Origin of the sequence: Vibrio sp. McD22-P3, from assembly GCF_021568915.1 — a bacterium.
In the GTDB taxonomy this organism is placed as follows: Bacteria; Pseudomonadota; Gammaproteobacteria; order Enterobacterales; family Vibrionaceae; genus Vibrio; species Vibrio mediterranei.
The window spans coordinates 251,984-275,820 of sequence record NZ_JAKGTN010000001.1; the positions used below are offsets into that span (position 1 = coordinate 251,984).

At 43.8% G+C, this 23,837-nt stretch carries 22 protein-coding genes; 9 read left to right on the forward strand and 13 right to left on the reverse strand.

The features are described from left to right. Positions 1–2: 2 nt before the first annotated feature. The gene (rppH, locus tag L2W36_RS01165) at positions 3–521 is read right to left on the reverse strand and encodes an RNA pyrophosphohydrolase (RefSeq protein WP_038225527.1); all 519 of its coding nucleotides are present in this window, start codon (positions 519–521) and stop codon (positions 3–5) included. Between the two features lie 628 nt (positions 522–1,149). Between rppH and mutH the strand changes: the two genes are divergently transcribed. Continuing rightward, positions 1,150–1,815, forward strand: coding sequence for a DNA mismatch repair endonuclease MutH (gene mutH, locus L2W36_RS01170; protein ID WP_031493629.1), 666 nt, complete (start codon positions 1,150–1,152; stop codon positions 1,813–1,815). A gap of 20 nt (positions 1,816–1,835) precedes the next feature. Here the strand turns inward: mutH and L2W36_RS01175 are convergent, their stop codons facing one another. After that, positions 1,836–2,141: a DUF6482 family protein gene (locus L2W36_RS01175; protein WP_006075661.1), complete on the reverse strand. Its 306-nt coding sequence runs from the start codon at positions 2,139–2,141 to the stop codon at positions 1,836–1,838. A 146-nt stretch (positions 2,142–2,287) separates the two neighbouring features. Between L2W36_RS01175 and L2W36_RS01180 the strand changes: the two genes are divergently transcribed. Continuing rightward, complete coding sequence (locus L2W36_RS01180; protein ID WP_236109132.1) at positions 2,288–3,322, forward strand: NADP(H)-dependent aldo-keto reductase; 1,035 nt, start codon at positions 2,288–2,290, stop codon at positions 3,320–3,322. Positions 3,323–3,374: 52 nt separating this feature from the next. Here L2W36_RS01180 and L2W36_RS01185 read toward each other — a convergent pair whose 3' ends face one another. The 8 genes from L2W36_RS01185 to xerD form a co-directional block, all read right to left on the reverse strand. Further along, positions 3,375–3,626: a DUF1127 domain-containing protein gene (locus tag L2W36_RS01185; protein ID WP_236109133.1), complete on the reverse strand. Its 252-nt coding sequence runs from the start codon at positions 3,624–3,626 to the stop codon at positions 3,375–3,377. Positions 3,627–3,739: 113 nt separating this feature from the next. Beyond that, positions 3,740–3,865: a hypothetical protein gene (locus L2W36_RS27270; protein ID WP_256200709.1), complete on the reverse strand. Its 126-nt coding sequence runs from the start codon at positions 3,863–3,865 to the stop codon at positions 3,740–3,742. Positions 3,866–4,215: 350 nt separating this feature from the next. Beyond that, positions 4,216–5,544, reverse strand: coding sequence for a sigma-54-dependent transcriptional regulator (locus L2W36_RS01190; RefSeq protein WP_006075402.1), 1,329 nt, complete (start codon positions 5,542–5,544; stop codon positions 4,216–4,218). 216 nt (positions 5,545–5,760) lie between these two features. Beyond that, entirely contained in the window at positions 5,761–7,278 is a 1,518-nt protein-coding gene (gene lysS / locus L2W36_RS01195) for a lysine--tRNA ligase (protein WP_006075403.1), read from the reverse strand. A gap of 34 nt (positions 7,279–7,312) precedes the next feature. Further along, a protein-coding gene (gene prfB, locus L2W36_RS01200) for a peptide chain release factor 2 (RefSeq protein WP_096441785.1) occupies positions 7,313–8,411 on the reverse strand; the annotation gives its coding sequence in 2 pieces (ribosomal slippage) (positions 7,313–8,335 and positions 8,337–8,411; 1,098 coding nt in all). A gap of 104 nt (positions 8,412–8,515) precedes the next feature. Next, complete coding sequence (gene recJ, locus L2W36_RS01205) at positions 8,516–10,255, reverse strand: single-stranded-DNA-specific exonuclease RecJ (protein ID WP_236109134.1); 1,740 nt, start codon at positions 10,253–10,255, stop codon at positions 8,516–8,518. A 42-nt stretch (positions 10,256–10,297) separates the two neighbouring features. Then, positions 10,298–11,083, reverse strand: a complete 786-nt coding sequence (gene dsbC / locus L2W36_RS01210; RefSeq protein ID WP_236109135.1) for a bifunctional protein-disulfide isomerase/oxidoreductase DsbC — start codon at positions 11,081–11,083, stop codon at positions 10,298–10,300. 30 nt (positions 11,084–11,113) lie between these two features. Then, positions 11,114–12,028, reverse strand: coding sequence for a site-specific tyrosine recombinase XerD (gene xerD, locus L2W36_RS01215; protein WP_370736768.1), 915 nt, complete (start codon positions 12,026–12,028; stop codon positions 11,114–11,116). A gap of 150 nt (positions 12,029–12,178) precedes the next feature. On the opposite strand from xerD, the gene fldB reads away from it, so the two are divergent. Further along, a complete protein-coding gene (fldB, locus tag L2W36_RS01220) occupies positions 12,179–12,697 on the forward strand; it encodes a flavodoxin FldB (RefSeq protein ID WP_062457033.1) in 519 nt (172 codons plus the stop codon). A gap of 75 nt (positions 12,698–12,772) precedes the next feature. Here the strand turns inward: fldB and brnQ are convergent, their stop codons facing one another. Beyond that, entirely contained in the window at positions 12,773–14,083 is a 1,311-nt protein-coding gene (brnQ, locus tag L2W36_RS01225; RefSeq protein ID WP_006075410.1) for a branched-chain amino acid transport system II carrier protein, read from the reverse strand. A gap of 297 nt (positions 14,084–14,380) precedes the next feature. On the opposite strand from brnQ, the gene L2W36_RS01230 reads away from it, so the two are divergent. Then, positions 14,381–15,103 carry a tRNA1(Val) (adenine(37)-N6)-methyltransferase gene (locus L2W36_RS01230; RefSeq protein WP_236109136.1) on the forward strand — a complete coding sequence of 241 codons (723 nt, stop codon included), beginning with the start codon at positions 14,381–14,383 and terminating at the stop codon, positions 15,101–15,103. Between the two features lie 99 nt (positions 15,104–15,202). Continuing rightward, positions 15,203–16,426 (forward strand): ATP-dependent RNA helicase SrmB, encoded by a 1,224-nt coding sequence (gene srmB, locus L2W36_RS01235; RefSeq protein WP_006075412.1) that lies wholly within the window; start codon positions 15,203–15,205, stop codon positions 16,424–16,426. Between the two features lie 99 nt (positions 16,427–16,525). Here the strand turns inward: srmB and yaaA are convergent, their stop codons facing one another. Beyond that, entirely contained in the window at positions 16,526–17,299 is a 774-nt protein-coding gene (gene yaaA, locus L2W36_RS01240; RefSeq protein ID WP_038225586.1) for a peroxide stress protein YaaA, read from the reverse strand. A gap of 107 nt (positions 17,300–17,406) precedes the next feature. Continuing rightward, positions 17,407–18,843: an alanine/glycine:cation symporter family protein gene (locus tag L2W36_RS01245; RefSeq protein ID WP_038225549.1), complete on the reverse strand. Its 1,437-nt coding sequence runs from the start codon at positions 18,841–18,843 to the stop codon at positions 17,407–17,409. Between the two features lie 704 nt (positions 18,844–19,547). Here L2W36_RS01245 and L2W36_RS01250 point away from each other — a divergent pair. The 4 genes from L2W36_RS01250 (at position 19,548) to L2W36_RS01265 (ending at position 23,827) form a co-directional block, all read left to right on the forward strand. Then, positions 19,548–19,733, forward strand: a complete 186-nt coding sequence (locus tag L2W36_RS01250) for a DUF3545 family protein (RefSeq protein WP_006075440.1) — start codon at positions 19,548–19,550, stop codon at positions 19,731–19,733. Positions 19,734–19,885: 152 nt separating this feature from the next. Further along, positions 19,886–20,803 carry an AraC family transcriptional regulator gene (locus tag L2W36_RS01255; protein WP_236109137.1) on the forward strand — a complete coding sequence of 306 codons (918 nt, stop codon included), beginning with the start codon at positions 19,886–19,888 and terminating at the stop codon, positions 20,801–20,803. A gap of 132 nt (positions 20,804–20,935) precedes the next feature. Continuing rightward, positions 20,936–23,080, forward strand: a complete 2,145-nt coding sequence (locus tag L2W36_RS01260) for a TonB-dependent siderophore receptor (protein WP_206379133.1) — start codon at positions 20,936–20,938, stop codon at positions 23,078–23,080. A 6-nt stretch (positions 23,081–23,086) separates the two neighbouring features. Continuing rightward, positions 23,087–23,827, forward strand: coding sequence for a siderophore ferric iron reductase (locus L2W36_RS01265; RefSeq protein ID WP_236109138.1), 741 nt, complete (start codon positions 23,087–23,089; stop codon positions 23,825–23,827). The last annotated feature ends 10 nt before the right edge of the window (positions 23,828–23,837 follow it).

Below are 23,837 nucleotides of genomic sequence, written 5' to 3' on the forward strand. Positions count from 1 at the left end.
ACTTACCCTCTTCGATGCTTTCTCTTGCCTTTAAATTTACGTTCCTTAAACGGCATTGCCAATGATGCAAACTCTTTCATCGCACGTCGATACACATCCCGTTTAAAAGAAACCACTTGCCTGACTGGATACCAATAACTTACCCAGCGCCAACCATCAAATTCAGGGGTATTACCACGCTGCATGTTGATCTTAGATTCATCACAATCTAAACGCAGTAAAAACCATTTCTGTTTTTGCCCAATACAGACTGGCTTCGAATCCCAGCGTACTAATCGCTTGGGTAACTTATATCTCAGCCAATGGCGACTAACTGCAACGATTTTGACGTCGTTCTTGGTTAATCCCACCTCTTCATAAAGTTCTCGATACATGGCTTGCTCAGGGGATTCACCATCGTCAATGCCGCCCTGAGGAAACTGCCATGAATGTTGTCCGTATCGCTTAGCCCAGAAGACCTGACCATGGTTGTTACAAATCACAATACCAACATTAAGTCGGTAACCATCGCCATCTATCACTGGCCAACCTCAATTAAATTTTCATTACCCTGATTTTTCCACATATCCCCAAGTTGAGCAAACTTAGTCGCCCGTAAATTTGAACAATTACCATTAAATGCTGCCATACTGGATAAGTTTCGCGCAAAGCCTTAGTTATCAACACAACAATGAGACCCAGCCCACATTTATTCACCTTTTCTGTGAATAACCATGTGAAGAATCTATGATCTTTACGAGTTTTTGGTTCTTTTTCTACCAAGCCGAATTTTTCCAAGATCGACGCGAGAACATTAAACTTATAATTTTCATAAACTTAAAATCAAATCAATCAAGTAAAAGTCTCTAATTTACTACAAATAAATACACACACTCAGATCGGTCAAAGATCAACCTATGGCTATTTTATCCACACTGAAACTGTCGAGTTTCAAACAAACCTCGATTTATCAAGTGTTAATCCGCGTTAAAATACTGATTATTCATACAGTACATGGCAAATTCAACTTAGAGAATAAATTTTCTGTGGATAAGTCATGAATAGATCAAATCTCAAACAGACTGATCTTTTTTTATACCGATAAATTCTTCATCGCCATGATAGAATAGTTAGCTCCCTATTGGGCCTAAATTAACCTGCAACGTATTTATGAAACCAACTCCGACCTCCGAAACAGAACTATTACAACGCGCTCGTGATATCGCAGGATTAACATTTGGCGAACTCGCTGCACAGGCAGGCATGTGTGTACCAGATAATCTTAAGCGCGATAAAGGTTGGGTAGGACAACTACTTGAGTGGCACTTAGGTGCAAAGGCCGGTAGTAAGCCAGTTCAAGACTTTCCCGACATTGGTATTGAGCTCAAGAGCCTCCCTATTAGCCATACCGGCAAGCCCTTAGAATCAACTTTCGTTTGTGTTGCACCGCTTACCGGCATTCATGGAGTAACGTGGGAAACTAGCCATATACGCAATAAGCTGTCTCGTGTCCTTTGGCTACCGGTTGAGGGTGAACGAGAGATCCCCGTTGCAGAGCGACATGTTGGCTCTCCACTAATCTGGAGCCCATCTCCAGAGGAAGAAACCATGTTGAAAAATGATTGGGAAGAATTGATGGAGCTTATTTCATTAGGTCAAATCAATCAGATCACGGCCCATACCGGCGAGGTGTTACAAATTCGCCCTAAAGCAGCCAATAGCCGTGTGAAAACAGAAGCTTACGGTACGTCAGGACAAAAAATACGTACCCTGCCCCGAGGTTTCTACCTCAGAGCACGCTTTACTGCTCATATACTTGAACAGTACTTTGTCTAAACAGAAGATTTTCGAACCAGTTAATGAAGTTTTAGTTCGATATCACAATAACGATTCATTTCTGCACTGCCACATTCATCGTAAGCGTTATGCAACCTAAGGTACGCTTTTTCGATACCTAATCGATGCAACTCCTCTTTCACCGAGTCCAACGACTCAAAATGAATTGGCTCATCATCTTGTTTAATTGGTTCTAATTTATGTTTGTATTCCACTGCTAACAGATAGTGTGAAATATCAGCACAACCAATCACAAAAACTTTGGGTTGTTTATAAGTGTCTTTGTGATACCCATGTAGCCAACGATCGAGCTGATGTTTTTGCATATTCCACCCCCTTACTATTTTTGTGGATAATGCGTTACTGATAAAAGTCAGTTTAGTAAAAATAATCGCATTAGGTACTAAACAAGCAGATCTTTTACCAAAACGAGGTATAGTGGATAAAAACAACAACAAACAAGGAAGGCTCAATGAAATATCATAACCTCCCGCACTCTTCGCTAGAAATCAGCAAGATAGCTTTAGGGACAATGACGTTTGGTGAGCAAAACACCAAGCAGGAAGCATTCAGTCAGCTCGATTTTGCTCTAGAACGCGGTGTTAATTTTATTGATACTGCAGAGATGTATCCCGTTCCTCCAAGTGCTAAGACTCAAGGAAAAACTGAACAATATATTGGCGATTGGCTTTCGCATTCAGATAAAAGACAAAAAGTAGTGTTAGCGACTAAAGTCGCTGGACCGCGAAATATTCCTTATATCCGCGACAATATGAGTCTAGATAGACGTAATATACATTTAGCAGTAGACGATAGTTTAAGCCGTTTAAAAACCGATTATATCGATTTATACCAATTGCACTGGCCACAAAGAAAAACCAATTGTTTTGGACAACTAAACTACCCTTACCCTGAAGGAAATGAAGAAGTTACACTAATCGAAACATTAGAGGCACTAAACGAACTCATCAAAGCTGGAAAAATACGCTATATCGGAGTCTCTAATGAAACGCCTTGGGGAGTTATGACGCTACTTAAACTGGCCGAAAAACATGATTTGCCAAGAATAGTCTCGATTCAAAACCCTTACAACCTACTCAACCGTAGCTTTGAAGTCGGCCTTTCTGAAATTAGCCACCACGAAGGTGTGGAATTACTCGCTTACTCACCACTCGCTTTCGGCTGTTTGAGCGGAAAATATCTCAATGGGCAACGTCCAGAGGGAGCGCGTTGCAGTCTATTTGAGCGATTTGTCCGTTACTTTACTCCACAAGGCATTGAAGCAACACAAGCATATGTGGACCTAGCTCGCGAGCATAACCTAGACCCCGCTCAGATGGCATTGGCATTTGTTAATCAACGTCCATTTGTCGCTTCTAATATTATTGGTGCAACCAATCTTAAGCAGCTAGAAAGCAACATAAACAGCATCGATGTAGAACTCTCTGATGAACTCTTGAATGGACTTCAAGAAATAGGGGCTAAATATTCTAACCCATGCCCCTAAATAGGTTTTTCACACAGTATGGGCAGGTCGCGATAAGCGACCTGCCCTTTTTTTACGTAGCGATTCTAGAGTGTAATTCTCGACGAAGGTGACGAGCTTTACGTTTCGCTACAATGTGAGGTGGAGCAACTTGACCAAGTGGACGGCCATGTCTATCCAAACCAATGTCCTTTAACAAGTGCTCATTGTGAAGTGGCAAGTGGTGTGCATTGCGACGGTAACGTCGTCTCCACTCACGCTCTTCTTTTTGGATGTCTGCTTTAATAAGCCAAGTTGCAACAGTTAAGTAAATTGAAGTACGCATAGTTTTCTCCTAGAAATAATTTGAGGAGAGAAATAGCGGTCAGGATATAAGGAGAAATATTGTGATTCCTCAGTTGACTGCTATTTCCGCAGCCTCTTGAGGTTACGGACTAATTAAGCGTGTGCTGTATCGATTGACGGTTTATCCGCTGCCATTGCAGTAGATAGATCAGTCGCGATTCGATCCGCATGAGTAAAACGGCCAGCACAAATATTGATAAAAGAAATACGATTCATCATTTTCTGTGCCTCCATACTCACTTAATAATCCGAAATAAATTTGAAAGGTTGAGCGTAGTGCTCAGGGGTAATTCTTATGCAAATTGATGATAATTTCAACAGACATGTAACAAGAAATGTAAAAAACAAAGGAATATTTCAATATATTCCGTTGTAATAACTTATACCCAATGTATTGAACTGTAGAAATAGCTTGTGTTAGTGATTCGTTTTATTTCCAAATAAAACAACTAGATATTGTATGACTCTGTAATCTTTCGATTCACATCACTTAATTAACAGTAATACCAAATATCCCGACAGAAACTAAAAAAGGCGCGACCGCGCCTTTTTTTAATCATGAACAACGACTACACCGTCTCTTCAGTAATCAAATTATGCTTATTGAGCAAACGATACATCGTCGCCCTAGAAATGCCCAACTCTTTGGCAGCTAGTGTAACTTGTCCATTGTGGCTATCTAGCACTAAGATCAACGCATCACGCTCAGAACGTTCTCGAATACTCTTCAAGCTGCGCTTGCCAGAGAAAGTACCGGGCAGCTCAAAATGCTTTTTAGTCAGCACTTCTTCTTCCGTCATCAGCACCGCACGTTTCACCTGATTCATCAGCTCTTTCACATTTCCAGGCCAATGGTAATACGTCAGCGTTTTCAGAGCATCATCATCGATAGATTTGACTGGAGAATTAAACTCTTTAGCAAACTGACCGATATGGTGACTGACCAGCAAACCAATGTCCGTCGCACGCTCTTTAAGGCTTGGTACATTGATACGAAGAACATTTATGCAATGGAATAGCTCTTCGTTGAACATGCCATCGCCTAGTGCTTTTTCAATATCTGATGTATCCGCTGCTAAAATACGCACATCAAATTCTTTGATGCCCTTTGCCGTCTCTATTTGACCATCTTGATAAAACTTAAGCAGGTTAAGTTGCTGTTTGGGAGGTAAGGTAAAAATGTCATTTAGAACAATGGTTCCGCCCGAGGCTTGATCTAAAAGCGATGCTCGGTCGGCATCATGCATGCCAAAGAATTCATTTTCAAAACGCGCGTCGGAAAATGCTCGGCAGTTGACGGCGATGAAGGGTTTTTGAGAACGCGCAGAACAGCGATGAATGGCTTTAGCTACTGACTCCTTGCCAGATCCAACTTCGCCATGAATCATTATACTGACATCGGTGGGGCCGATACGTCTAATTTGATCACGCAACCGTCTCACTGGTAATGACTGACCAACCAAACCAAGGTCATTGTCATTTCCATTATGAGGCCACACTTTTTGTTCCAGTTTTAGCATTCCTAACTGGTGACCTATCGTGCTCATTAAACGGGAATCAGGAATAGGCGTAGTGAAAAAATCAATACAGAAATTAACTATAAATTGGCAAATAGTATCCGAACTCAGCTGCGACTCACGGATAAACGCAATCCAACGAACTTGCTTGTGTGTACTTACAAGTTTCGCAATGCCATTAAGGCTAAAATCATCCCTCGTTAAGTCTACAATCCCAATACAAGGGCCTATTTCTGAAAACAAGGCATCGGCTTTTCGCAAGTCGGAACATTGCGTGCATCGCCATCCAGCCTGCTCCAATACAGATAGCCATGGCTCATAGGTTCCACCCACTACGACTAAAGAGCCGGGGATAGAATCCATCCGAAACTCGGTTCCCATTACATCATTCCTTATTATTGCTTTTAGATTCAACTTGTTAATTCTATTGAATTCGTCATAGCTATCAAATAGAACTATCGCAATTAACACAATCGCTACTGTCTCATAATTAAGACTAGTGCACGATTTATGACTTTTCTATAAACATTTTTAGAAATATGGCATGAAAAAAGCCTCTCAATGAGAGGCTTTGTAAGAATGAGTCACCGTTTCAGCTTATTGCTGTGGACGCATTGCTGGGAACAGAATCACGTCACGAATCGTGTGAGTGTTAGTAAACAGCATTGCCAGACGGTCAATACCAATACCTTGACCTGCTGTTGGCGGTAGACCGTGCTCTAGCGCTGTAATGTAGTCTGCATCGTAATACATAGCTTCATCATCACCAGCGTCTTTTGCATCAACTTGTGCTTTAAAGCGAGCGTCTTGGTCTTCTGCATCGTTAAGCTCAGAGAAACCGTTAGCTACTTCACGACCACCGATAAAGAACTCGAAACGGTCTGTGAAGAATGGATTATCATCGCTACGACGAGCCAATGGAGAAATATCCGCTGGGTAACCCGTGATGAAGGTTGGCTGAATCAGTTTTGGTTCTGCCGTTTCACCAAAGATTTCCTCTAGAAGCTGACCACATGTCCAGAACGTTTCCACTTCAACGTGTACTGATTTCGCGATAGAAACCATAAGCTCACGATTAGTTAGGTCTTCTTCTGTTAGCGCTTGAATTTGCTCATGCTCAGGGTTGTAGTGTTTGATCGCATCAAACATGCTCATACGAGCATATTTACCACCAAATTCTACCGTCTCATCACCGTAAGGCATTGAAGTCGAACCTAGAACATCCATCGCAACTGTGCTCAGCATTTCTTCAGTAAGATCCATCAAATCTTTGTAGTCTGCGTAAGCTTGGTAGAATTCCATCATTGTGAATTCTGGGTTGTGACGAGGAGAAAGACCTTCGTTACGGAAGTTACGGTTGATCTCGAATACGCGATCAAAACCGCCAACCACTAGACGCTTAAGGTATAGCTCAGGCGCAACACGTAGGTACATGTCGATATCCAGTGCATTATGGTGCGTGATGAATGGGCGAGCCGTCGCACCGCCTGGGATCACGTGCATCATTGGCGTTTCAACTTCTAGGTAACCTTTCGAGCTCATGAAGTTACGAATCGATGACACAAGCTTAGAACGTACAATAAACGCTTGGCGAGAATCTTCGTTTACGATCAGGTCAACATAACGCTGACGGTAGCGCATCTCTTGGTCAGTCAGACCGTGGAACTTCTCAGGAAGTGGACGAAGTGCTTTAGTTAGCAACTCATACTCTTCCATGTTTACGTAAAGATCGCCTTTACCTGATTTGTGAAGCGCGCCTTTCACACCGATGATGTCACCGATATCTAGACCTTGGTATTTTTCTTTAAGTTCTTTCTGAACGTCTTTTGCAGCATACGCTTGAATACGACCAGAAGTTTCTTGAATCACAAGGAATGGACCACGTTTCGCCATGATACGGCCAGCAATTGACACTACATGGTTTAGTGCTTCCAGCTCTTCCTTGCTCTTTTCACCAAATTCTTTTTGCAGATCACCAGCAAGCGCATCACGACGGAAATCGTTCGGATGTCCGTTCGCCTTGCAGCTCTTTCGGATTTGTTCCAATTTAGCGCGGCGCTCAGCAATCAGCTTGTTTTCTTCTTGTAGGTTTTCATTTTGAACATCATCAGTCATTTTCGATGTATCCCGTTTTAAATTGGTGAAAAGCTTAAAGGCCTGATTTAAGGCTAGCTTCGATAAACTTGTCTAGATCGCCATCAAGTACTGCTTGAGTGTTACGATTTTCGACACCTGTACGTAAGTCTTTGATGCGTGAGTCATCTAAAACGTACGAACGAATTTGGCTACCCCAGCCGATGTCAGATTTCGCATCTTCGTTCGCTTGCTTCTCAGCATTTTGCTTTTGAAGTTCAAATTCGAACAGTTTTGCGCGAAGCTGTTTCATCGCCTGGTCTTTGTTCTTGTGCTGAGAACGGTCATTCTGACACTGCACTACGATATTGGTTGGAACGTGAGTAATACGTACCGCAGATTCTGTCGTGTTGACGTGCTGACCACCTGCGCCCGAAGCGCGGTATACGTCAATACGAAGATCAGAAGGGTTAATATCGATTTGAATGTTGTCATCAATCTCAGGATAAACAAATGCAGAGGCAAATGAAGTATGACGACGACCACTAGAATCAAAAGGTGATTTACGAACTAAACGGTGTACACCCGTTTCAGTACGAAGCCAGCCATAAGCATACTCACCAGAGATCTTTACTGTTGCGCCTTTTAGACCTGCGACTTCACCTTCAGATACTTCAATCACTTCGGTCTTGAAGCCTTTCGCTTCAGCCCAACGCAAGTACATGCGTAGCATCATGTTGGTCCAGTCTTGTGCTTCCGTACCACCAGAACCAGATTGCAAGTCGATATAGCAATCTGATGCGTCATGGTCACCCGAGAACATACGACGGAACTCAAGCTTAGCCAACTTGGCTTCCAGTTCAGCAAGTTCAGGTTCAATTTCGTCGAAGGTTTCTTGGTCTTCTTCTTCAACCGCAAGCTCTAGAAGGCCATCAACATCCTCAACACCTTGGTCAAGTTGGTCGATAGTCTCTACGACAGCTTCAAGTGATGCACGCTCTTTACCTAGCGCTTGAGCACGCTCAGGTTCATTCCATACATCCGGTTGCTCTAGTTCTGCATTAACTTCTTCTAGACGCTCTTTCTTGGCGTCATAGTCAAAGATACCCCCTCAGGATATTAGTGCGCTCGGTCACATCCTGTAGGCGGTTTTTAATTGGATTGATTTCAAACATATTTGCTCAGCATTTATGAGTAGAATTTAACCGAAGAATTCTACTCAAAAATGTGACGAAGATACAGAAAAATATCGAACTTCCTTGACCTAAAATATCCAGCTCTAGCGAGGTTCTATATGGTCTACCATCAACTGTAACGATTGGTTTCCGCGAAACTCGTTAATGTCCAATTTATATGCCAACGTAACCGTTTTCACTGAAGCATCTGGCCAGCGGCGTAAATCTACGTTGAAGGCTATTGCATCCAACATAATATGAGTGCCAAACCCTTTGTGCATTGGCTCAACCATCAGTTTTAGGTGTTTTTCGCCCACCAGCTTTTGATGGAGCACTTTAAATTCACCATCAAACAACGGATCGGGGAACGCTTGACCCCAAGGTCCACCGGCACGAAGCTGCTCCGCCGTGTGCATAGAAAACTCTTCAGGTGTTAACTCGCCATCAGACAAAATAATGCCTTTTAGTGCGGTATCCCCTAACTCAGCACGAACCACTTCATCGAACAACTTACTGAAACGTTCGTAGTCTTTCTCCATGATAGTCAGACCGGCCGCCATCGCGTGCCCACCAAACTTCAAGATAAGTCCCGGATTTTGCGTATCGATTCGATCCAAAGCGTCTCGCATATGTAATCCTTGGATGGAACGGCAAGAGCCTTTGATGGTTCCTTCTCCGCCATCAGCAAACGCAATAACAGGTCGATGAAATTTATCTTTAATTCGAGATGCTAGAATTCCAATAACGCCTTGGTGCCAATCTCGCTGAAACAGGGCTAAGCCGTAAGGAAGCTCGGATTTATCACTGATTTGCAAACGCTCACAAAACGCCAGCGCCTCTTGCTTCATGCCTTCTTCAATGTCTTTACGAGTTTGGTTCAAACCATCAAGTTCACTCGCCATACGTCGTGCTGCATGAATGTTATCGGACATCAGCAATTCAACGCCAAACGACATATCATCAAGTCGTCCTGCGGCATTAATTCTTGGCCCTAACGCAAAACCAAAGTCTGACGCCACCAACTTACGCGCATCGCGTTTGGCGATTTCAATTAACGCTTGTATACCGGGACGAGCCTTACCAGCACGAATACGCTGCAAACCTTGATGCACCAAAATTCGATTATTTTCATCCAATGGCACTACGTCTGCGACTGTACCAAGCGCAACTAAATCAATGAGCTCCATGAGCTTAGGTTCCGCCATACCTTGCTTGGCAAACCAACCTTGTTTACGCATGAACACGCAAAGCGCCATCATGAGGTAAAAGGCCACGCCAACACCAGCTAATGCCTTAGAAGGAAAGCCGCATTCATTAAGGTTTGGGTTCACCATGGCATCCACATTGGGAAGTTCTGCACCCGGTAAATGGTGGTCGGTGACCAACACTTGTAAGCCATTGTCTTTAGCGTATTGCACGCCAGAAATCGAAGACACACCATTATCAACGGTCATGATCACTTCAGCGCCAATTTCGATTGCTTGGTCCACTACTTCAGGGCTCAAACCATAGCCATCTTCAAAGCGGTTTGGCACCAAATAATCGACATTTCGACTGCCTAGCATTCGCAGGGCAAGAACTGATAACGCGGAGCTCGTCGCGCCATCGGCATCAAAATCACCCACAACGATGATGCGTTTTTGTTGCTTAATCGCTTCAAACAGCAAAGCAACAGCTGCATCGATACCAGCCAATTGTTGGTATGAAATAAGGCCGCGTGCTGTTTTTTCTAGCTGAGCAATATCGGTAACACCTCGCGATAAATACAGGCGTCTTAGCAGCGGAGGAATGGTATCAGGTAAAGCGGAAATATCGACTTCAGGACGACGTTGAATTTCTATCATAAACAAAAATGGGCTCGTATTATCGAGCCCTTATCCTAATAATTATTTGATTTGCTCTAGGCGCTTAAGAAGGTCAGCTGGTGGTAAGTAACCACCAACCATTTCACCGTTTGGTAGGAAAATAGCAGGTGTACCGCTAATGCCTAGCTCACGCCCTAAGTTGTAATGTTTAGCTATTGTTTCTTTGCACTGTTTTAGGTCGCCATCAAACTGAGGCTCTTGACGGTTGACCTTAGCATCATGCATTGCCCCTGCAGGGTCTTCTGAACACCAGATTTTCGCCATTTGCTCTGCCACTGGACCTGTTGCGCCTTGGCGTGGATAAGCAAGATAACGTACTGTGATACCTAGATCGTTATAACCCTGCATTTGACTGTGGAGACGAACGCAGTAGCCGCAAGTAATATCAGTAAAGATGGTCACAACGTATTTTTCGTCTTTGGCTTTGTACTCAATCATGCTATCGCTAAACTGCGCGATTTTTTCTGCATTGATTGGAGCCTGACGCTCAGCAATGACGTCTTTGTAGTTACCATTTTCATCCAAAGAGTACAGTGTCCCAGCAATAAAGTGCTCGCCGTTTGGCGAAGCAAACAGAACGCCTCCAGCAGTGCGTATTTCTACCAAACCATTAATGTCTGAAGCAACAATCTCATCGACTTCGATACCAATCTTGGCAAATCGAGCCTTAATAGCAGCCTCATCAGCCTGCACGGCTGCAACCGCCACCGTTTCCGCTTTTTGAGGAGTTGCTTGTGTTTCTTCCGCACCGCAAGCAGTTACAAAAAGTGGAAGAGTAAGTAGAGTCAAACGGCGCATTACGCTCATTAAAATCACCTTTGTATAAAAAACGTTAAGTTAAGCCCTTGGATGATGCTGGCTATGAATATTTTTCAATCGTTCTGTTGCTACGTGAGTATAAATTTGTGTGGTCGATAAGTCACTATGCCCTAACAACATCTGTACGACACGAAGATCAGCGCCATAGTTCAATAAGTGCGTCGCGAAAGCGTGGCGAAGAACATGCGGTGAAAGCAATTCGGTATCAATATCCGCCAATACGGCGTAAAACTTAATACGGTGCCAGAAGGTTTGCCGGGTCATTTGCCTTGCACGTTTACTTGGGAATACAACGTCAGAGGTTTTATCTCCGAGTAAGGCCGGACGCCCTTTTTCAATAAACTCGCTGATCCAATCAATCGCATTTTCACCCATTGGCACCAAGCGCTCTTTATTGCCCTTACCAATCACTCGCACCACGCCTTGACGCAAACTGATGTTTTCCATGGTTAGACTAACCAGTTCAGTCACACGTAGCCCCGTAGCATACAACAACTCCAACATTGCTTTATCACGAAGCTCAATGGGATCATTAGGATCTGGCGCTTCCAATAAAGCGGTCACCTGATCTTCCGTCAAATCTTTCGGTAATCGTTTGGGTAACTTAGGGCTCACCAATAGTGACGTTGGGTCGTCGGAGCGCAGCTTTTCACGATGGAGGTATTGAAACAAACGACGAATAGCAGAGAGCATTCTTGCCCGTGAGCTCTGCTGATAATTCTGGTCCATTAACCACGTTTGATACTCCTGCAATCCCGACAGGCTAATAAAGTCTAGTCGGTAATTGTGCTCATTCATCCATTTCAATAGCTTAAAGAGATCATTGCGATACGAAGAAAGGGTATTCTCAGACAGCCCTCGCTCCATCCACATGGAGTCTAAAAATTGCTCCACTAAGCCTTGATCTTGGATATTTACGTCGCTCACAACCACCTCTTGGATGTTTATACAGTACTTTCAACAGAGTATGCGAGAAGAAACGATAATGCCATAAAAAACCTATAGAAGATGAATAAGCGCTGCAAAGATGGTCAGATTAAGGGTAGAATCTCGAATCATATAGAACGACAGCAAGAAAGAATGATGAAAATAGGTTTGTTTTACGGTTCGTCAACCTGCTATACCGAAATGGCGTCGGAGAAAATTCGCGAGATTATAGGTCCAGACATCGTCGACATTTTCAACGTAAAAGATACGCCTATTTCTCATATGAGCGACTATGACCTGTTAATTCTTGGTATTTCGACTTGGGACTTTGGTGAAATTCAAGAAGACTGGGGCGCGATTTGGGATCAAGTTTCTGGCATATCACTGCAAGGAAAAGTGGTTGCCCTATTCGGTCTTGGCGATCAAGAAGGCTATGGTGAATGGTACCTTGATGCAATGGGCATGCTTCACGATGAACTAAAGGTCACTGGAGCGAAATTCGTTGGCTACTGGCCTAATGTTGGGTACGAATTTGATGCGTCAAAAGCTTTAACGGAAGATGGCAGCCAGTTTGTTGGTTTAGCATTAGATGAAGACTCTCAATACGAACTCAGTGACGAACGCATTGCAACCTGGTGTGAACAGATATTAGTCGAGTACCAAGAGCTGCTGTAAACCCTACTCTGTACATTCTCACGCATAAAAAATGGCGCTTCATAAGAAGCGCCATTTTTGTAATCAATCAGTAAACTACGCCGTTTCTTGCGTGAATTCTTGATCATTTCGACCAATGAAACACATGCAGATAATCGCTGCAAATGTTGGCATTACCCAACCCATACCAACACTAAACAGTGGTAGCACGTTGAAGAACGATACATCGATACCCGATACTTTTGCAGCATCAATCAGTGCGAAGGTCAGTGCAACAAGTACCACCACACGATACGCCAGTTTAGGGTTTGCTAGTTTCTTGCGTGCAAACGTCAAGGCAACCAATGCAATAGCTACTGGGTAAAGTGCAAACAGAACCGGTACAGACAGCGAAATAAGCTGAGCTAGGCCGATGTTCGCCACGGTTGCACAAGCAACGCCGATAATGATGACCCACTTGTGATAGCTGATAGACGTGAGTGAGCTGAAGTAATCAGAACACGCAGAGATCAGGCCAATTGCTGTTGTTAGACAAGCCAGTAATACAATTACTGATAACACGATTTGACCGTATGGACCAAATAGCGCTTGAACATATTGACTTAGAATCGCACCGCCGTTGTCAGCTCCTGCTGCCACTGTCGCACTGGTCGCGCCTAAGTAGAATAGAGAGATATAAACAAACGCCAGACCAGCCGCAGCAATAAGCGCTGAGCTGATTAAATACTTAGTCGTTGCCGCTTGTTCCGTAATGCCTTTCTTGCGAAGCGCATCGACGATCAACATACCGAACATCAGTGAACCAAACGTATCCATGGTGTTATAACCTTCTAGGAAACCTTTAGTCAGAGGTTGAGTTAGATAATCGCCTACCGGTGCAATCATTTCACCTTGAGGATCAATGAATACCGCGCCAGCCAACACAATCAAACCAACAAACAGCACAGGCGTTAGCACTTTACCAATCACATCAATCAACTTGCCTTGAGACCAAGCAAATGCCATGGCGATAGCAAAGAACAGGATTGAGAACACAGTCAGGTGCATTTGAGCAGCGTCAGCAAAGAATGGACGAACGGCCATTTCATAAGCCACTAAGCCAGTACGTGGCGCCGCAAATGCAGGTCCAATAATGATAAAGATGAGTACAGCAATCAATGTTGCCGCTCGTTTAGGAAGATCCTTAGTCAAGTGCTCCCATGAGCCCCCAGCCACTGCAACGGCAATAATGGTAATAAGAGGAAGACCTACAGCAGTGAGAAGGAAGCCAGTCATTGCTGGTAATAAATGATCACCCGCTAATTGACCTGCCAATGGAGGGAAGATGATGTTTCCCGCGCCAAGGAAAAATGCAAACAGCATAAAGCCGACTGCTATAATATCTGTTGTTTTCAACGTCTGTTTCACAGATATGCCCTTACTTGTTATGTTGTGTGTTAGCCGGAAGAGTCTTTGCTCTACCGTAAAAATAAGGCGGGCATGATGACGAATCACTAGTCAATAAGCAATAGATATAGAAATAAACACTACATTAATTTGCTTTGACCTTTAAAAAGCAGTTAGATTCTCTAGATTAAAACAAATAAGCAATTATTTATACTGACCAAAAATTAAAACAAGTCGATCACAGACAGAACATATCACTACTCAATTATTTAACAATAGTGATATTTACTCAAAAGCAAACGATTAACAAAATAAACCATGACTTCTAGCACAACAAAAACCAAAGGCTTTCAGTTCAAACAGTTCTCCATCTTCGATGGTCATTCCGGTATGCCCGTGAGCACCGACGGAGTGTTATTAGGAGCGTGGGCACAATACCGCGATTCAACACATATTTTGGATATTGGAACGGGAACAGGTTTACTGTCCTTAATGATTGCTCAGCGATATAGCAACGCTCAAATCACCTCTATCGATATCGATGCAGTGGCGATTCAAGATGCGGAAATCAATATCAATCGCTCACCTTGGCATTCACGAGTATCTCTTCTTCATAGTGATGTGTTAACTACACCATTTCCTGAGTCATTTAGTGGCATTATCTGCAACCCACCTTATTTTAATAGTGGTGAGCAATCTAAGAACCAGCACCGAGCAACAGCCCGCCACACTGATACACTCTCTCACGATCAATTACTCGACGCCTGTTTTAATCTGTTATCGGATGAGGGCGAAGCCAGTTTTGTTCTGCCTAAAGTAGAGGGCGAACAGTTTATTGATATCGCACAACAAAAAGGCTGGTATTTAAACCGAATTTGCCAAATCCAATCGACAACAAAAAAGTCGTGTCATCGGCTGCTATTTACCCTTTGTAAACAGGCAATCTCATTAAATACAGAGCATTTGATCATTCATTCCGAGACTGGGGGCTATTCCAAAGACTTTATTGCCCTAACCAAAGACTTTTACCTTAAAATGTAAGTGCGCTCTGGCTCTGTTTGAGTATAATAGCCGCCCTACTTTTCCCCTGATTGCTGTTTTTTTGCTCAGGGCTAACTTACGTCTTGTGGAGACACCATAGTGATCAGAACCTTCGCTGAATTAGATTTAGATCCTGTCCTTTTAGAAGCGATAGAGGAAATGGGCTATAGCCGCCCTACAGAGATCCAAGCACAGGCTATCCCACAAGCACTTGATGCCAAAGACATCTTAGCCTCAGCGCCAACAGGGACTGGTAAAACGGCTTCCTTTGCTATTCCAGCGATTCAATATCTGCTGGATTTTCCACGCAAAAAAGCTGGCCCTGCACGTATTCTAGTTTTAACGCCAACGCGTGAACTAGCGATGCAAGTGGCTGAGCACACCAAAGCTCTGGCAAAACACACTCGTCTAAAGGTTGCGACCATTACTGGTGGCGTGACTTACGACACTCATGCTGACACGCTCGCTCAAACCCAAGATATCGTGGTAGCGACACCAGGACGTCTGATGGAATACATCGAATCAGAGCGTTTTGATTGCCGCGCGATTGAGTGGTTGGTATTGGACGAAGCAGACCGTATGCTCGACCTTGGTTTTGGGCCAACCGTAGACCGCTTGTCTGCAGAATGCCGATGGCGCAAGCAAACGTTACTGTTCTCTGCCACATTGGAAGGTCGTGGTGTAGAAGGCTTCACTGCCGATCTACTGAAAGCTCCTGCTGAGATTTCTGCAGAGCCATCAACGCGTGAACGTAAAAAAATCACTCAGTGGTATCACCGTGCCGACAATGCTGAGCACAAACTGGCATTGCTCAAGCATATACTCACTGAACAAGCTCAGCGCACTATCGTATTTTTAAAGACCCGTGAACGCTTAGGTGAACTTCGTCAGCAGCTAGACAGTGCACAAATCCCATGTTCATGGATTCAAGGTGAAATGCCTCAAGATCGCCGTAACAATGCGATCAGCCGTTTCCGTGACGGTAGCGTGAATATCCTACTGGCAACTGATGTTGCTGCTCGTGGTATTGACCTTCCCGACGTTTCACATGTGATCAACTACGACCTACCACGCAGTGCTGATGTTTATCTGCACCGTATTGGCCGTACTGCACGTGCTGGTAAAAAAGGTACAGCAATCTCTATTGTGGAAGCTCACGACCAGCCAATGATGGATCGTGTAGGTCGTTACACTAAAGAGCTGATAAAAGAGCGCTTTATTGATGGCTTACGTCCTACACACAAAAAGCCTGTGTTTAAGAAAAAGAAGAAGAAAGAAGACAAGAAAAAAGCCGTGAAAAAGAAAAATGGCAAGAAGAAGTAAGTTAACTTTCTCTCAATAATCTAAAAGGCTCTAATGATGAAACATTAGAGCCTTTTTTCATTGTTGTAACCTGTAATCACGCGAAGCAGGAAAAGAAACTTACTGCTCTTCTCGCTTGAAAACTAACTCTGTTGCCGTCGACTCTTCTTCAACAAAGTAGTAACCCGCCACATCAAATGCGGTGAGTTTTTCAATAGAGTCAATGCGGTTGTCAATGATATAACGAGCCATCATGCCTCGCGCCTTTTTAGCGTAGAAACTGATCACTTTATATTGACCGTTCTTACAGTCTTTAAAGACCGGAGTAATAACTTTGCCGTCTAACTGCTTAGGCTTTACCGCTTTAAAGTATTCGTTCGAGGCAAGATTGATCAACACATTATCACCTTGAGCATTCAAAGCTTCATTCAGCTTATCTGTAATAATATTGCCCCAGAACTGATAAAGGTTGGTCCCACGTGCGTTAGCGAGCTTGGTTCCCATCTCTAGACGATATGGCTGCATTAAGTCTAATGGCTTTAAAAGACCGTAAAGACCAGACAACATACGCAGGTGCTGCTGTGCGTAGTCAAAATCATCTTCAGATAACGTCTCTGCGGCTAAGCCCGTGTACACATCGCCTTTGAAAGCCAGAATGGCTGGACGAGCATTGTCGGTAGTGAATGTCGGAGACCATTGTTCAAATCGAGCCACATTCAGTCCTGCGATCTTATCGCTGACTTTCATCAATGCTGATACATCAGCAGGCGTCAGCTTGCGGCACACTTCGATAAGCTCCGCAGACTGCTCGACAAGTTCTGGTTGAGTGAATCGCTCAGTTGCGAGTGGTGACTCGTAATCTAAGGTCTTTGCTGGTGAAACAACGATAAGCATGACTATACTCTTTTTAATAATGGTTTTACCCAGTATAAAAAAAGCCATGCACTTTCTTCAATCAAATAGTGCATGGCTTAATCTATTTTTGAGATAGGTAAAAGTGATTACTTGTTATCTGTCTCTTTGCTATACCAAATACCTTCCTCAAGTTGAGACTTAAGCTCAGGGTAGTCGTTAGCATCAAATGTAGGCACTTTGCCCGCTTTTAGCTGTCTGTTGTAATCTTTAGCAAGCTTAATCACGATGCCCGATAGTAAGATAATCGCAATCAAGTTAACGATAGCCATCAAGCCCATCGAAACATCCGCTAAAGCCCACACCATTGGCAGCGTCGCCACTGAACCAAACATCACCATACCTAGTACGATAATACGGAACAGGCCAAGACCCGCTTTGTGGTTGTGCTCTAGGAAGATAAGGTTGGTTTCTGCGTAAGAGTAGTTAGCAATGATTGATGTGAATGCGAAAAAGAAAATCGCTACAGCAACAAAAATGCCACCCCACTCACCTACTTGTGAACTCAATGCACGTTGAGTCAGTTCAATACCTGTCACTTCTCCGTGAGGCACGTACTCTCCTGACATCAGGATAATCGCTACTGTTGCACTACAAATTACGATGGTATCGGTAAACACACCAAGCATTTGCACATAACCTTGTGACGCAGGGTGTGGCGGATAAGGCGTAGCAGACGCTGCAGCATTAGGCGCAGAACCCATACCAGCTTCGTTTGAGAACAGACCTCGCTTGATACCTTGAATCATCGCTTGTGCAATGGCGTAACCTAGACCACCAGCAGCGGCTTCTTGTAGACCGAAGGCACTCTTGAAGATATACGCAATAACTTCTGGCACTTTCTCAAGGTTCATTACCATTACAACAATCGCAAGCGCAAGATAAGCCAGCGCCATAATTGGAACGATAAGTTCAGCAGTACGAGCAATCTTGCGAACACCACCGAAAATAACGAACGCAGAGATAAGTACAATGGCAACGCCGACAATCATAGGGTCGAAGCCAAATGCCGTGTTCATTGCGTTTGCAATAGCATTCGCTTGTACGGCATTAAATACCAAACCGAAAGCAATAATCAGGAAGATTGAGAACAACACGCCCATCCAGCGCATGCCTAAACCTTTTTCCATATAGTAAGCAGGACCACCACGGTAGTTGCCGTCGTCATCTTTGGTTTTGTATAACTGTGCAAGCGTACTTTCAGCAAATGATGTCGCCATACCTAGCATGGCAATGAGCCACATCCAGAAGATTGCACCTGGGCCACCTGCGGTTAGTGCAACGGCAACCCCAGCCATATTACCGGTACCAACACGTGCAGCAAGACTGGTACAAAGAGCTTGGAAAGAAGAGATACCAGCGCTGTCTGCTTTGCGGCTGTTCTTTAGCACACTGAACATGTGACCAAAATGGCGGAACTGAATAAACCCTAGGCGCACTGTAAAGTAAATCCCCACACCTACGAGTAAGTAAACCAGAATCGATCCCCAAAGAAGATCATTCATTAGATTAATAACGTCTGTCACTTTAAACCTCACTTAAAGTTAGAGTACCGAGCTGCACATCCAAGTGCGTCCTAAATTGCGTGGTTATCCCATCCATGTGGTTTTGTTGATTTCACTGTTTTTCACTGCAACTTAGCTTGTATTTCTTACCTATTGGGAACGACACACAAGTCGGCTTATTTTTTGACGGGCGGATTTTGCAGTCATGACGCGTAAAAATCAATACGCAACAAGAGGCATATTATTGTTATTTTTCACCATAAAATCACGAAAAGTTAACACTTTACAAAGCAACTTCATTACTTGTCATTATCAAATTCGACTTGTTTTCTTAACAATAGGTAAGCATAGCAAGTAATCACCTTTGCATTCGCTTGTTTGGGGGCAAGCCTAGACATAGCAACGGATGAACGTTGTTTTACCAAATGGAATACTTTTTAGACATTATCATGCAATGAGAACCTTTCTCGTAGCACACGATTCGCTATCTACTCCCTTCTCAGCACACGGTATTAACAATCTCATCGAACAATTTCTTTTTCATAATGTGATTCAATCGGTTGTTTTTTAGACAAATGCGTTACTAAAAAGTGTGAGGTTGCATTCAAAATGGCATAAAAACTTCATACTTGCGAAACAAATGAGAAACAAATCAAAGTTAGTCTGCCTTGTAATGTGGTACTAAAAGGTCTCCGTGAGGAGAATAACAATAGTAGAGGTAGCTTATGGAAGGCTTTGAACTGGATGACATTGCGGAACTAGGTGCTCCACGTGCTCGCGCAGGACGCTCTAAACCGGTAAAAAGGAAATGGCGAGAAATTGAAGCTATTAAAGACAGACAGCGCTTACAAAAAGAACTGAACGATATGGATATCGGACTCGACTTCTCACTTGATGACGTTGATCTCTAAACCACCACTGATTCAATCTCAATAAGAATTTTCGCTTATGAAGAGCCTGAAACTTCATAAGTGATAACATACAAAACCCTCTTTATAGAGGGTTTTGTTTTTTCTCGAACAGTACGTTGTATTCGACCTCCGGTGACAAAAGTGTCAAGATAGTGCGATGTTTAACCACGTTGACTTCGGTTATGGTCTCAAAGCGAAAACCTATTCATCTAAATCGCGTCGAAAAGATCGTTGATTATATTCATCAGAATTTAGATAAACCGCTTACGGTCACTGAACTTGCCGATATAAGCTGCTGGTCTCGCTGGCAGTTACAACGTGTGTTTCAAGAGCAAACCAATCACAACCTTGCCCAGTACGTGCGAGAACAAAAGCTCAGCCGCGCAGCAGAGCAACTTTTAAAGAGTGACCAAAAGGTCACCGACATTGCGCTCGATTTTGGTTTTAATTCTGAAGTGAGCTTTAGCCGTGCCTTCAAGCAGCTTTTTGCCATCTCTCCAAGACAATATCGCCTAGTAGGTAAACTTAATGGTATCAGGCTACCTCTAGTCATGAGTCCAGAATTGCCTCTTGATCAAGCCGCAACGCAAGTCGTTCGAATAGAAAGTAAACCAGAAACTCAGTTTTGGGGCGTGTATGGGCCCATCGACTCCATCTATGCAGCGAATCCACAATTTAGTCAGCAAGTTCTCGATATTTGGGGCACCTTTACTCAAATCGCACTGCAACATTCGATCGCCCCAAATCACTTCTATTACGGTATTGTCGATACAGTGCGAGTATTGCCCAACTCACAGCTAGTGTATTGGGCAGCCAGTGATAACCCAGCATTTTCTCAAATTTCACAGCTTGAGCACGTTACCATCCCTGCACAGATGTATGCCGTCATTACCCACGTAGGGCCTGCTGCTACGTTTCCAAAAACACTCGAGTGGGTACTACAAAGTTGGCTCCCAAGCTCAGGTTACATGGGTCTGGAGGGGTTTGAACTCGAGTGCTATCCAAGAGATTATCAACTGGAAAGCCAAGACGCTAAAATGGAGTTTTGGTTACCTATTCAATCGTTATAGCAGTACTTTCGACAAATCGTTTCCAAAAAAAACTTGCACCAAATTGTTAAGTATCACAGAATCAAAATCCTTAGAATTGTAAATGAAAGTAATTATCAATAACATTTACATACTCTTTAAGAATCTTTTTCTATGATGTTAAAAACAAAACTTAGCCCAATAGCAGTGGCCGTAAGCATGCTAATCGCCGTGCCTACACTTTCAGTTGCAGAAGATAACCAGACAAGTCAAACACCTCAAACCGACGAGCAAATGACTGTACTGGGTAAGACTTATCGTAATACTGCCACTAAAACTTCATTGACGCCGGAAGAGACACCGCAAAGCATCTCAGTCATTGATCGAGAAACACTCGATCTGCGCGGCGTTAACTCCGTTGCTGAGGCCCTACGTTATACGCCAGGGGTACATACTCAGCTGCGTGGCGGCGCAGTAGGTCGTCTGGACCTATTTAACATACGCGGTTTTACCAACTACCAGAATTATTACGACGGTCTCCAACTCCAATACAATGCATGGAACCTTCAACCTCAAGTGGACGCGTTCGCTGTTGAGCAAATAGAAGTATTTAAAGGTCCAACATCCGTGCTCTATGGAGCGATGCCTCCTGGTGGTATGGTCAACTTAGTGGCCAAGAGACCAACACAAGAGCGCGCTACAGACATTAGCGTAGCGGGTGGTTCTCACGCTCACAAAGAGTTCACTATCGATTCTCGCGGCCAGATTGGCGATAGCAACTTTAATTACCGTTTCTTAGGAAAAGCTCTAAAAAGAGACGGGATGGCAGATACTTCCGAAGAAGAGCGTTACTTAATCGCACCTTCTGTCGATTGGAACGTCAGTGACAAAACACTGATTAACTTTAATGCCTACTATCAAAATGACCCTAAAGCGGGCATTTATACTTCTATGCCAGGCTACGGAACGGTACTGCCTAATCCAAACGGTGATCTCAGCAAAAATCTCTTCACCGGCGATCAAAACTGGAACAAGTTTGAAAAAGAAGTTGGTCTCTACGGGGTTAAACTGAATCATGAATTCAGTAATGACTGGACCTTATTAGTAAATACTCGCTACATGGATGGCTCGGCTCTACAGCACAATACCTACGGTACTGGCTTAGCTGCCGACGGTCGAACCTTAAGTCGTAACGCCTATCTAACCGATGAAAAGTCCAAAGGTTGGGTGTCTGATGCACAGGTAAACGGTAATTTTAATACTGGCAACTTGATGCACAACTTGCTTATTGGTTTGGATTATCAGCAGCTAGATTCAAAAGTGGACTACTTTGACGTTGCCACATCGACCATTGATATCTATAACCCTAACAATAATCAGCTAAGTGAAGAAGAGATCAAAAAGCAGATGGCCAGTGCAACGAATTACGGCAACCAAGTCGATTCGAAACAGCTGGGACTGTACTTACAAGATCAGATGCGTCTTAACCGCCTTGTTATGATCGCTGGTGTTCGATTTGACAATTACAAGAGCGATACAACAGCCAACTCAACAGGCGCGACAACCACCCTAGACCAAAATAACACCTCATATCGTGTTGGTGCTTTGTACGAGTTCGACAACGGTATATCGCCATACATCAACTACGCAGATAGCTTTGAGCCTGTTGCAGGAACGGATAAAGACGGTAATGCCTTCAAGCCATCCACAGGTCATCAATGGGAAGCGGGTGTGAAGTACAACTCTGCCGACATGACCAAGATGCTAAATATTGCTGCGTTCCATATCACTAAGAAAGGTGCACTAGTCAAAGATCCAAATGGCTCGTTACCACAGCATCAAATACAGGTCGGTGAAAGCGTTTCTAAAGGGGTCGAAGTTGAAAGTAAATGGTACGCGACGGATCGTTTAGATCTCGCAGCTAACTATACCTACCAAAATGTGGAAATTACGGAAGATACCGATCCGACTCAAATTGGTAAAAAACCGGTGTGGGTACCAGATCAAATGGCCAACTTATGGGCTAACTATAACTTCTACGGAACTGCGCTAGACGGTGCCATTCTTGGTGGTGGCGTGCGCTACATCGGTGAAACTCAGCTCGATGCGGCTAACTCTGGAACTATTCCGGGATACACTGTTGTCGACTTATCTTTAGGTTATGACCTAGGCACACTAGGAAGCAGTATGAAAGGATCATCTGCATCCGTTGCGGTTACCAACTTGTTCAATAACGAAACATATACATGCTATGACTCATTAAACTGTTGGGCAAATGACGAACGTCGCATCGTTGCTAGGTTGAAATTTGGTTTTTAATGGTTAATGCAAACCTCACTCGCTAATCAACATGCGTCACGCCTTGAGGCGTTGACGCATGTCTCACAACAAGTCTCCCCTCTGTTAGTTGAACTGACAGAGGGAGCACACGTTATTGAACCCAATTCAACATCACGCCAAGAAGTACAGTCGCTTTATCAATACTGGAAGCAACACTATCCCGAAGCTGGTGCGGTCTACTGGCAAACACGTACTTGGACCATGTTAGTTTGGCAGCCAATTACCATCGCTTTAGTCACTACTTATTATGCCGAACACGTACCGCCAATCAGCACAATGAAACAAGCGGTAAATCTTGATAATGGTGTTGTTGGGCAGTTTGATTTTGCTGAACACAATTGGCAACTTGGCGACCAACATCAGCGCTTAGCCATTGCCGCCAAAGAGCTAAAATTACTTATTGCCGATCTAGCGCGACAACTCAGTGACGTATGCAGAATGAGCCCAGCCACTCAAGAGAAGCTGCTTGCTGACACTGTGATGGAAATGTTGCTTCGCGGACTCAATCATATGGTTAGCGTAAGTCTACTAACCACAGAACAGCTGCACCCTACCTTTGCTCATGAACTTCAGCATTGGCAACAGGCTCTGGAATTACCGCTTACTCGCTTTGGACGGCTAGATGTCTCCATCGACGGGGAATATTTCGTCCAACGACGCGCCTGCTGCATGCATTACCGACGTGCAGACGGTGATTATTGCCAAGGGTGTCCTCAAAACAAATAACATAACATTA